The following is a 10,384-nucleotide window of genomic DNA, read 5'->3' as shown; positions in this document are numbered from 1 at the left end:
GGTCTGGAAATGTGTTTAAGAGACCGGGCCGGCTTCCCCTTCCCGACCGTACGTCGGCTATTGTGTGCTGTCCGTTCCCGGACGTCCGGCGCTTCGGCCGCCAGGGGTGGCGGATGCCGTGGCCGCGTCCGGGGACGGCCAGCACACGATCGCCGACGTACGTGAGGTGACGGGACGCCGGCCTGTGCGGCGGCGGCCGGGGTCCCCCGCCGCCGAATGGGCGCCGGGGCAGGGGGACGCGGTGAGGGACTCCGGTCGGCGCGGCCGGTGGCGGGGGTGCGGCCGCCCGGGGTCTTCCGGGCCCGCCGGAGCGGTGCACGCCGGGCCGGGCGGCCGGCTGCGGCTGGACGTGCCCGCCGGGCGCGGCCCGGCAAACCTCGCCCCCGCGGCTCGGCACCGCGCTACCGCGGCGCCAGCAGGCGCAGCGCCCGCGGTACGGTGCGCGCGGTCAGGGGCAGGGGGCCCAGTGGCTCACCGTCGGCGTAGCCGGTGATGCCGTCGGCGGCGAGGGTGACCGCGGCCGCGCGGTGCACCGTCACCACGGGGTGGCCGAGGTGGGTGCCGCGGTAGACCCTCGGGAAGACGCGCAGCAGCGTGCTGCGGCTGCACGGCCCGACCACGCACACGTCGAAGCGCCCGTCGTCGAGTTCGGCTCCGGCGCAGATCCGCATGCCGCCGCCGTACGAGGTGCCGTTGCCGACGGCCACGAGGGTCGCCTCGATCTCCGTCTCGGCGCCGTCGTCGAGGGTGATCCGGTACGGGATCGGGCGCAGCGCGGCCAGTTCCGCCAGCATCGCCACGTCGTAGCGCAGCCGCCCGCTGGGCCAGCGCAGCCGGTTGCCGCGGTCGTTGACCCGGGAGTCGAAGCCGGAGGCGAGGACCGTGCCGAACCACCGTTCGCCGGCGCGGCCGAGGTCGATCTCGCGGACGGTCTCCTCCTTCAGCGCCCGCGCGATGGCCTCCCCGGCCGCGGCGGGCTCGCGTATCGGCAGTCCGGTCGCCCGCGCGAAGTCGTTGCCCGTGCCGACGGCGACGACGCCGAGCGGCGTGCCGGTCCCGGCCACGGCCTGCAGGGCCAGCGACACCATGCCGTCGCCGCCGACCGCGACCAGCGCGTCCGTGCCGTCCGCGACGGCCTCGCGGGCCCGCGCCAGGGCGTCGGCCGCGTCGGTGCCGACGACGGTGCGCACGCCGAAGCCCGCGCGGCGCAGTGCGTCCGCGGCCGGTCCGGCGGCGCGGGCGCCCCGTCCACGACCCGCGGTGGGGTTGGCGATGAGGGTGATCTCGCTGGTCACGCGCGGACCCTACCGTGCGGTAGTCCAACCGTCGAGATCACCGGCACCCCTTCTTCCGGCGGGGTCGTGATCATCCTCGGGGCCTACGGAGGGCCGTGTTCCGGCGGGGAGGATCGGGGGGGGCGTCGCAGACCGGGCGACCATCGCGGGCACGGCCAACGCGCTGTTCAACAACAAGGGGTGCGCCGTCGTGGGCGCGGCGGCAGGGACCACACGGTGGCGTGGAACAGGCCCATGACCTTCGTCGCGTCGAGGGCGACCACTGCTGACGGCCTCCTGCGCGCCATGCCGACGGGGCCCCGCCCGGCTGGTCCGGGCGGGGCCCCGTCGGGGGTCACACGGCGTCAGGTCGCGTCGTCGAAGTCGCCGGAGCGGCGTCCGTCCTCGACGGGCCCGGCCTGCTCGGGCACGGAGGCCGTGACGCGCTCGCCGGTGTCGATCGACTCCGGGGTGAGGTCCAGCTCGGAGGCCTCGTCGTCGGAGAGTTCCGCGTCGGGGTTGCGCCAGCGCCGACGCCGGTCGTTGACCAGGCTGAAGGCGACCGCGCCGAAGTAGAGGACGACGATCGGACCGGACAGCGCGATCATGCTGACCGGGTCGGTGGTCGGCGTCGCGACGGCGCCGAAGACGAAGACGCCCATGACCACGGCCCGCCACCAGCCCGCCATGCGGCGGCCGCTGACCATGCCGACCAGGTTGAGCATGACCAGGAGCAGCGGCAGTTCGAAGGCGAGGCCGAAGACCAGCACCATGCGGATGGTGAAGTCCAGCACCCCGTCGAGCTTCAGGAGGTTGGACGAGCCCTCGGGCGTGAAGCTGATCAGCACCTTGATGCTGACCGGCATGATTTTGTACGCGAGGAAGGCACCGCCCAGGAAGAGCGGGAGCGCCGCGCCCACGAACATGTACGTGTACTTGCGCTCGTTGCGGTGCAGGCCGGGGGCGATGAAGGCCCACAGCTGGTACAGCCAGACCGGGCTGGCGCCGATGACGCCGGCCATGAAGCAGACCTGCATCGTGAGCGCGAACGGCGCCGTCAGCGAATCGAACGTGACGATGGCGCAGTTGCCGCCGCTGCTGACGACCCCGGGGCCGCACTTGGGTACCGGAGAGGCCAGGAACTCCAGGAGTTGCTGGCTGTAGAAGGCGGCCACGATCGCCACGACGACGATCGCGAGCACACTCTTGGCGAGCCGGTTGCGCAGCTCACGCAGGTGCTCCACCAGGGGCATGCGCCCCTCGGGGTCCTTCGTCGGCTTACTGCGGGCAGACTTGAGCAACCCAGGTCCTCATCTCACGCGGTGGCCGGCGTCCCCGCCGGCGGCCCGTACCTGTGTCGTCGTGTCAGCTCTGCGTCTGGCTGGGCTGCTGGGTCTCGGAGACCGGGCGGGCGCTGGCGACGTCACCGGGCGCGGCCTGGATGGTCTTCGGTGCGGCCTGGGCGTCGGCGGGCGCGTCGGCCGGCGCCTGCGGGGCGGCCGCGTCGTCCGACTTCATCGCCTTCGCCTCGCTCTTCAGGATGCGCATCGACTTCCCAAGGCCGCGGGCCATGTCCGGGAGGCGCTTGGCCCCGAACAGCAGCAGAACGACGACAAGGATGAGGATGATCTCAGGGGCGCCGAGCCTGCCGAACATAAGCTTTACCTTCTCACCGAGGCGGCATGGGTTCTTGAGCAGCGGGCTCCGGGTCCGTGGACACGGTGTCCGCTCTGCCAGCGATCGTAACCTGCGGGGGTAAACGCCTGGCAATCCCCCGGCGTCCTTGCCGTTGCCGCCCCCGCCGCGCTCTATCGGGGCCGCTTCAGCAGCGTACCTTCCTGGAGGGGGGAGGACGAGGGTGCCGCGGACGGCACCGACCCGGCGTCCGGGCACGGCCGGCGGGACGGCGTCGTCAGCGCGACAGTTCGCCGGCGCCGCGCGCCAGCGGCTCCGCGGCCCGCCGCAGGTCCTCGGAGGCCTGTCGCAGGCGGTCGCTGCTGCGCCCCACCTGACGGGCGAGGCCGCGCACCTCGGCGTACACACGCAAGCCGAGGACACCGAGCACGAGCAGGCCGGCGGTCGCGAGGCCGACGTACAGGTAGAGCCACCACATGGGAGCCGAGCGTAGCGGCTCAGCCGATGTGCAGCCGCATCGTGCGGACACCGCCGTCGGTGAGGAGCTCCACGATGCGGTCGCCCGCCGGCTTGCGGACGGAGGAGCCGCAGTCGGGGCAGGTGAAGGAGTAGAAGGTGGTCCGGTGGCTGCCGCCGATGGCCAGCCGCAGGGCGTCGGCCGACAGCTCGAAACTGGTCCGGCACTCCGGGCAGGAGGCCCTGAAGATCACCCCGGGCGGGGTCGTGCCGGGTTCGCCGACGGTACCGAGGGTGTCCAGGGTGTCGAGGTCGTCCATGCCGGCGCTCACCTCACTCGCCGTAGGCCGCGAGGGCCTGGGCGGCCGCGTCGCGGGCGCTGCCGGCGAGTCCGGCCGGGGAGACGATCCGCCCGTCGCGGCCGAGGCGCAGCGCGAGACGGCGCAGCGAGCCCGGGTCGGGGGTGCGCAGGGTGACCCGCAGGCCGCCGTCGGGGAGTTCCTCGGCGAGGTCGTGCGGGTAGTACTCGGCGACCCAGCGGCCGCCGGGGCCGACCTCGATCACGACCTCCGGGTCGTCGCCGGCCGGCTGCACCAACCCCTGGGACAGGTCGCGCGGCTCGACGCGCGGCGGGTCGCTGGGCGTGTCCAGCAGCCGGATCTCGGCGACCCGGTCCAGCCGGAAGGTGCGCCGGTCCTCCGACAGGTAGCACCAGCCCTCGAAGTAGGTGTGGCCGACCGCGAACAGCCGGATCGGGTCGACCTCGCGCTCGGTGAGCTCGTCCCGGGACGGCGAGTAGTAGCGGATCCACAGCCGGCGCCGTTCGGCGATGGCGCGGTCGACGTCGGCGAAGACGCTGCCCTCGGACTCGAAGGTGACCGACAGCCGGGAGGACGCGCCGGCGGCCTCGCCGGCCGCGCCCTCGATCTTGGCGGTGGCGCGCAGCAGGGCCTGCCGGTCGCTCTCCCGCAGCCCGGGCAGGTTGGCGACGGCACGGGCGGCGACCAGCAGCGCGGCGGCCTCGTCGGCGGCCAGCCGCAGCGGCTGCGCGACGTCGTCCACGTTGTGCCACCAGATCCGCTCGCCGTCGGTGTCGATGTCGAGCAGGTCGCCGCCCCTGAAGCTCGTGCCGCACAGCGGCAGCACGTTCAGGTCGCCGATCAGCTCGGCCTCGGTGACCCCGAACGCCCGGGCGACGTCGCTCACCCGGGCGCCGGGGCGCTCGCGCAGATACGTCACCAGGGACAGCATCCGGCGCGTCTGGTCGATCGCGTTGGCCATCTCTCCGTACTCCCCCGCTCAGCCCTTGGCGACGGCGCGCAGCCGGTCCACGACGTCGGCCCGCAGCTCGTCGGGCCCCAGTACGACCACGTCCGGGCCGAACTCCACCAGCCAGGCGTCCAGTCCGTGCCCGTACGGGATCTCCAGCTCGTCCCAGTCGGCGTCGACCGGCAGTATCTCCACCGCGCGGGCCCGCAGCGGGTACCCGGAGTCGCGGCGCAGCCGGATCCTGGCGGTCGCGGTCGCGCCCTCCCCGGCCCAGCTGGCGACGGCGGCGCGCACGTCGACGTGGTCGGGCACCTCGGTGGTGAAGGCGCCGCCGCGGGTGCGGACCCGGCCGGTGATCCGGGAGAGCCGGAAGACGCGCACGGCGGACCGGTCGCGGTCCCAGCCGGCCAGGTACCAGTGGCCGCGCCAGCACTCCAGCGCCCAGGGCTCGACCTGGCGGGGCTCGGGGCGCACGGCGTTGGCCTTGCGGTAGTCGAAGGAGACGGGGCGGCGCTCACGGGTGGCGACCATCAGCGGCTCGAACGCCGGCTCGGGGGTGGGGATGCGGGGCTCCAGGGCACTGTGCCCGGCCGCCTCCCGCACGCCGTCGTCGCCCTCGTCGTGGAAGGGCACGCCCGCGGCCCGCAGCTTCTGCAGGGCTCCGCTGGCGGCCTCGGCGAAGCGTGCCTGCTGCCAGACCTTCGCGGCCAGGCTCAGCGCGGCGGCCTCCTCGGCGTCCAGGGCGATCTCGGGGAGGCGGTTGCGGTCACGGCGGGCGAGGTAGCCGATCTCACCGTCCAGGCTCTCCACCGTCTCGATGACCATGCCGAGCTCACGCAGGTCGTCCTTATCGCGCTCGAACATGCGGTTGAACGCCTCGTCGGAGCCGATCTCGTGGTACGCCTCGATGGACGCGCGCAGCTCCCGCTTGCTGACCGGGCGCCGGGTGTTCATCAGGCACAGCGCCAGGTTCATCAGCCGCTCGGCCTTGGCAATCGCCACTCGAAGCAACCTTCTTCCGTGTTCAGCTCTCCGTCGAGACCCTATCGCGACCGGGCCGCGTGGCTGAAGCGAAGGCCGGTTCCGGTGACCGCCCCTGCCGGCCCCCGTACGACGGAGCCCCCGCCGGGCCGGCGGTGCCGGTCGGCGGGGGCTACGGGCCGTGGTCGGGCCGGACGCCGCTCAGACGGACAGCAGGTCCACCACGAAGATCAGCGTCTCACCCGGCTTGATGAGCGGGCTCGGGCTCTGGTTGCCGTAGGCCAGGTGCGCGGGGATGGTCAGCTCACGACGGCCGCCGACCTTCATGCCCTGCACGCCCTGGTCCCAGCCCTTGATGACCCGGCCGCCGCCCAGCGGGAAGCTGAAGGGAGAGTTGCGGTTCCAGCTGGCGTCGAACTCCTCGCCGGTGCTGAAGGCCACGCCGACGTAGTGGACGGTGACGTTCTGACCCGCCTTCGCCTCGGCGCCCTCGCCCTCCCAGATGTCCCTGATCACCAGTTCGGCCGGCGGCTCACCGCCGGGGAAGTCGATCTCGGGCTTCTCGATGCTCACGTACGTGCTCCTAAAGAGGTGCGGACAACCTGCTTAGTCTTACATCACCGCGAGGATGTCGAGGCTGAACACCAGCGTGGACTTGGCCGGGATGCCCGGCTGCGCCTTGTCGCCGTAGCCCAGGTCCGGCGGCACCACGAGCATGACGCGGCTGCCGACCTTCTTGCCCACCAGGCCCTCCTGCCAGCCCTTGATCAGCTGCTGCAGCGGGAACTGGGCCAACTGGCCGTTCTTGTAGCTGGAGTCGAACTCCTTGCCGCCGTCCCACACCACGCCCTTGTACTGCAGCAGCAGGGTGTCGGTGGGCTTGACCGCCGCGCCGTCGCCCTCCAGCACGTAGTTGGCGACCAGCTTGGCCGGCGCGGCCGTCTTGGGGACCTCGATGGAGGGCGCCTTGCCGTCGGTGCCGGTGCCGACCTTGGGCAGCTTGGCGTCGGTCTGCGGGACGGCCTTGCCCTGGGCGGAGCTCTTGCCGTTGAAGGTGTCCACCACGTCGACGACGAAGACCAGCGTGTCGGTGCCCTTGATCCCGGCGTCCGGCTGCCCCTGCGCGCCGTAGCCCAGGTCCGGGGGGATCGCCAGCTCGACCCGGTCGCCGACCTTCTTGCCCACCAGGGCCTTGTCCCAGCCCTGGATGACCCGCCCGACGCCGATCGGGAAGATGGCCGGCGCGCCCCGGTCCCAGGAGTTGTCGAAGACCTTGGCCGTGTCCCAGATCTGGCCCAGGTAGTTCGCCTGGAGGTAGTCACCCGAGGCGACGGTGGTGCCGTTGCCCTGGATCACCGTCTTGACGGCCAGGTCCTTGCTCGGCTGGCCCGCGCCCTTGGCGACCGTCGGCTTCTCGCCGAACTTCGTACCGGCGGTGATGTCCGGCAGCGGGCCGTCCACGATCTTCACCGGCGCGGACGCGGACGCGGAACCCGACGGGGTGGCGCTGGTCGCGGACTTGCCGGACTTGTCGTCACCGCAGCCGGCGAGGGTGAGCAGGCCGGCAGGGACGGCGAGGAGAAGAGAGCGTCGGCGCACGGGGATCCCCATCAGGTCGATCTTGCGTTGTCTGGCGTGCGCGCCACTCTACGGCGTGGGCGGGGCCCCGTACGAACACGTACGGGGCCCCGCGTCGCCTGTGCCACCGCCGCTACATACCGGCGATGAGCTTCTCCACCCGGTCGTCCACCGACCGGAACGGGTCCTTGCACAGCACCGTGCGCTGCGCCTGGTCGTTGAGCTTCAGGTGCACCCAGTCGACGGTGAAGTCGCGCCGCTGCTCCTGGGCACGGCGGATGAAGTCGCCGCGCAGCCGCGCCCGCGTCGTCTGCGGGGGCACGGACTTGGCCTCGAAGATCTTCAGGTCGTTGCAGATCCGCTTGGCCTGACCCCGCTTCTCCAGCAGGTAGTACAACCCGCGGCGGCGGTGGATGTCGTGGTACGCGAGGTCTATCTGCGCGATGCGCGGGTGCGACATCGTGATGTTGTCCCGCGCCCGGTAACGCTCGATCAGGCGGTACTTCATCACCCAGTCGATCTCGGTACCGATCTTGTCCAGGTCACCGCTGCCGATCGACTCCAGGGTCCGGCCCCACAGTTCGAGGACCTGCTCGATGACACCGCTGCGGATGCCGCGCCGGTCGCAGAAGTCCACCGCCTTGGAGTAGTACTCCTCCTGGATCTCCAGGGCCGAGGCCTCCCGGCCCGAGGCGAGACGGACCTTGCGCTGGCCCGTTATGTCGTGCGACACCTCGCGGATCGCCCGGATCGGGTTCTCCAGCGTCAGGTCCCGCATCACGGTGCCCGCCTCGATCATGCGCAGCACCAGGTCGGTCGCGCCGACCTTCAGCAGCATGGTCGTCTCGGACATGTTGGAGTCACCCACGATGACGTGCAGCCGCCGGTAGCGCTCGGCGTCCGCGTGCGGCTCGTCCCGGGTGTTGATGATGGGCCGGGAGCGGGTCGTGGCGGAACTGACGCCCTCCCAGATGTGCTCCGCGCGCTGACTGACGCAGTAGACCGCGCCGCGCGGGGTCTGCAGCACCTTGCCCGCGCCGCACAGCAGCTGCCGGGTGACCAGGAAGGGGATGAGGATGTCCGCGAGGCGGGAGAACTCCCCGTGCCGGGCGACGAGGTAGTTCTCGTGGCACCCGTAGGAGTTCCCCGCGGAGTCGGTGTTGTTCTTGAAGAGGTAGACGTCGCCCGCGATGCCCTCCTCGTGCAGGCGCCGTTCTGCGTCCACCAGGAGGCCCTCCAGGATGCGCTCCCCCGCCTTGTCGTGGGTGACCAGTTCCGTCACGTTGTCGCACTCGGGAGTGGCGTACTCCGGGTGCGAACCCACGTCGAGGTAGAGACGGGCGCCGTTGCGGAGGAAGACGTTGCTGCTGCGACCCCATGACACGACACGGCGGAAGAGGTACCGCGCCACCTCGTCCGGGGACAGACGCCGCTGTCCCCGGAACGTGCACGTGACGCCGTACTCGTTCTCCAGCCCGAAAATGCGGCGGTCCATGATGAGACCTTACGCCTGATGCGTGGACCTCAAACCGGGTTCGACCGCGGCGATTCGATCTTTTTCTGTCCCGCTTGCCGGGTTTGGAACCGTGAGGTAGCGCCCACTGGCCAGCAGCACCACCAGCGCCACCACCCCGCCGGCACCCGCCACGCCGAACGCCGCCGCGGTCCCGCCGTACTGCGCGGCCGGTCCCGCGACCGCCGTGCCGACCGCCGCACCCACCCCGAACGTGGTGACGATCCATGAGAACGCCTCGGTCACCGTGCCCACCGGGGCGTGCCGGTCGACCACCACGAACGCGCAGGCCAGCGAGGGCGCCAGGAACAGCCCCGCCAGCACCGCCAGGCCCGACATCGCCGCGACGCCCGGCACCAGCACCAGCGGCAGGTAGCACACGGCCAGGCCCGCCATCAGCAGCCGCAGCCGCCGCTCGGGGACCCCGGCCCATTGCCGCGCCCCGTAGAACACCCCGCCGGCCAGCGCCCCGGCGCCGATCCCCGACAGCACGTAGCTGGAGACCATCCCGCCGCCGTGCTCGTCGGCGTACGCGACCGCGGCCACCGCGATCGAGCCCAGCGCCAGCCCCACGAAGAAGAACGAGCCGACCAGCGCCCGCAGGCCCGGCGCGCGCAGCGGCCCCAGCCAGTCCGGGGTGCGCGGCTGCGTCCGCCACGCCCGCGACGGCGGCGCGGTGACCACGCTCAGCGCCCCCGCCACACCGACCGCCGCGATCCACAGCAGCGCCGCCGTCTCCGAGAACGCCGCCACCAGCAGCGTCACCAGCAGCGGGCCGACCGCGAACATGACCTCCTGCGCGGCCGCGTCCAGCGCGTAGGCCGCGTGGATCCGGTCCTCGCGCTTGAGCACGCCCGGCCACAGCGCCCGCAGCCCGCCCTCCAGGGGCGGGGTGAAGAAGCCCGCGACCAGCATCGCGGCGTACGCCAGCGGCAGCGGCCGGGGCCCGGAGAGCGCGAAGACGGCCATGCCCACGGCCGAGACCACCGCCGCCGGGAACATCACCCTCGGCTGCCCCAGGCGGTCCACCGCCCGCCCCAGCAAAGGTTGCCCCACGGCGTTGGCGAGGCCGTAGACGGCCGACAGCGCCCCCGCCAGGGCGAAGTCGCCGCCCTGCGCACGGGTCAGCAGCACGATGCCCAGGGCCGCCGTCGCGTTCGGCAGCCGGCCGACCAGGGTGCCGGTCAGCAGCCGGACCGCGTGCCGGGCCCGCAGCAGGTCCGCGTAACCGGTCCCCATGCCCGCCCCTTCGCTAGTTGTACGTATAACGTCGTGGGTCATACGTACCATGAGCCCAGTCCACCGGTCCAGCCGCACACCCCGCCGCCACTCGCCCACCCAGCCGAAAGAGGCCCCCACGGTGACCGACACAGCGCGCCCGACCTCACGTGACGTCGCACGCGCCGCCGGCGTCTCCCAGGCCACCGTCTCCCTCGTCCTCGGCGACAAATGGCGCGGCCGGGTCTCCGAACGCACCGCCGACACCGTCCGCACCGCCGCCCGCGACCTCGGCTACCGGCCCAACCTCGCCGCCCGCAACCTCCGCCTCGGCCGCACCCGCACCGCGCTCCTGGTCGTGCCCACCCTCACCAACGAGTACTTCGCCCGCGTCTACACCGGCGCCGCCCGCGTCGCCGACGACCACGGCTTCGGCGTCGTCCTCTACCCCTCCCCCGAA

General features: G+C 72.5%; 12 protein-coding genes. 1 reads left to right on the top strand and 11 read right to left on the bottom strand.

The window, feature by feature from the left end; translation table 11 throughout:
* Positions 1-401 precede the first annotated feature (401 nt).
* The 11 genes from PV341_RS40145 to PV341_RS40095 form a co-directional block, all read right to left on the bottom strand.
* Positions 402-1,295: a diacylglycerol kinase gene (locus tag PV341_RS40145; RefSeq protein ID WP_500330653.1), complete on the bottom strand. Its 894-nt coding sequence runs from the start codon at positions 1,293-1,295 to the stop codon at positions 402-404.
* 344 nt (positions 1,296-1,639) lie between these two features.
* A complete protein-coding gene (gene tatC / locus PV341_RS40140; RefSeq protein WP_500330655.1) occupies positions 1,640-2,527 on the bottom strand; it encodes a twin-arginine translocase subunit TatC in 888 nt (295 codons plus the stop codon).
* 112 nt (positions 2,528-2,639) lie between these two features.
* The gene (gene tatA / locus PV341_RS40135; RefSeq protein WP_500330657.1) at positions 2,640-2,930 is read right to left on the bottom strand and encodes a Sec-independent protein translocase subunit TatA; all 291 of its coding nucleotides are present in this window, start codon (positions 2,928-2,930) and stop codon (positions 2,640-2,642) included.
* Positions 2,931-3,186: 256 nt separating this feature from the next.
* Complete coding sequence (locus PV341_RS40130) at positions 3,187-3,387, bottom strand: hypothetical protein (protein ID WP_500330659.1); 201 nt, start codon at positions 3,385-3,387, stop codon at positions 3,187-3,189.
* Between the two features lie 19 nt (positions 3,388-3,406).
* Entirely contained in the window at positions 3,407-3,685 is a 279-nt protein-coding gene (locus PV341_RS40125; RefSeq protein ID WP_500330660.1) for a hypothetical protein, read from the bottom strand.
* A 13-nt stretch (positions 3,686-3,698) separates the two neighbouring features.
* The gene (locus PV341_RS40120) at positions 3,699-4,646 is read right to left on the bottom strand and encodes a helix-turn-helix transcriptional regulator (protein ID WP_499510927.1); all 948 of its coding nucleotides are present in this window, start codon (positions 4,644-4,646) and stop codon (positions 3,699-3,701) included.
* 18 nt (positions 4,647-4,664) lie between these two features.
* Positions 4,665-5,636: a helix-turn-helix transcriptional regulator gene (locus PV341_RS40115; RefSeq protein ID WP_499510928.1), complete on the bottom strand. Its 972-nt coding sequence runs from the start codon at positions 5,634-5,636 to the stop codon at positions 4,665-4,667.
* Positions 5,637-5,816: 180 nt separating this feature from the next.
* Positions 5,817-6,188, bottom strand: coding sequence for an FKBP-type peptidyl-prolyl cis-trans isomerase (locus PV341_RS40110; protein ID WP_499510929.1), 372 nt, complete (start codon positions 6,186-6,188; stop codon positions 5,817-5,819).
* A gap of 39 nt (positions 6,189-6,227) precedes the next feature.
* Positions 6,228-7,226, bottom strand: a complete 999-nt coding sequence (locus PV341_RS40105) for an FKBP-type peptidyl-prolyl cis-trans isomerase (protein ID WP_500360367.1) — start codon at positions 7,224-7,226, stop codon at positions 6,228-6,230.
* A gap of 100 nt (positions 7,227-7,326) precedes the next feature.
* Entirely contained in the window at positions 7,327-8,688 is a 1,362-nt protein-coding gene (gene pafA / locus PV341_RS40100; protein WP_499510930.1) for a Pup--protein ligase, read from the bottom strand.
* Between the two features lie 9 nt (positions 8,689-8,697).
* Entirely contained in the window at positions 8,698-9,945 is a 1,248-nt protein-coding gene (locus PV341_RS40095; protein WP_500330665.1) for an MFS transporter, read from the bottom strand.
* A 49-nt stretch (positions 9,946-9,994) separates the two neighbouring features.
* On the opposite strand from PV341_RS40095, the gene PV341_RS40090 reads away from it, so the two are divergent.
* A partial coding sequence (locus PV341_RS40090; RefSeq protein WP_500360366.1) for a LacI family DNA-binding transcriptional regulator occupies positions 9,995-10,384 on the top strand: 390 nt, incomplete at its 3' end.

The sequence above is a fragment of the Streptomyces sp. PA03-1a genome (genome assembly GCF_033792805.1).
Classification (GTDB): Bacteria; Actinomycetota; Actinomycetes; order Streptomycetales; family Streptomycetaceae; genus Actinacidiphila.
This window is presented reverse-complemented; position numbering and strand designations above follow the sequence as displayed.

What these genes read in the sequence shown, in the direction of transcription:
- tatC (WP_500330655.1), bottom strand. Translation starts at nt 2,527, where the DNA reads ATGCCCCTGGTGGAGCACCTGCGTGAGCTGCGCAACCGGCTCGCCAAG.
- tatA (WP_500330657.1), bottom strand. Translation starts at nt 2,930, where the DNA reads ATGTTCGGCAGGCTCGGCGCCCCTGAGATCATCCTCATCCTTGTCGTC.
- PV341_RS40130 (WP_500330659.1), bottom strand. Translation starts at nt 3,387, where the DNA reads ATGTGGTGGCTCTACCTGTACGTCGGCCTCGCGACCGCCGGCCTGCTC.
- PV341_RS40125 (WP_500330660.1), bottom strand. Translation starts at nt 3,685, where the DNA reads ATGGACGACCTCGACACCCTGGACACCCTCGGTACCGTCGGCGAACCC.
- PV341_RS40120 (WP_499510927.1), bottom strand. Translation starts at nt 4,646, where the DNA reads ATGGCCAACGCGATCGACCAGACGCGCCGGATGCTGTCCCTGGTGACG.
- PV341_RS40105 (WP_500360367.1), bottom strand. Translation starts at nt 7,226, where the DNA reads ATGGGGATCCCCGTGCGCCGACGCTCTCTTCTCCTCGCCGTCCCTGCC.
- pafA (WP_499510930.1), bottom strand. Translation starts at nt 8,688, where the DNA reads ATGGACCGCCGCATTTTCGGGCTGGAGAACGAGTACGGCGTCACGTGC.
- PV341_RS40095 (WP_500330665.1), bottom strand. Translation starts at nt 9,945, where the DNA reads ATGGGGACCGGTTACGCGGACCTGCTGCGGGCCCGGCACGCGGTCCGG.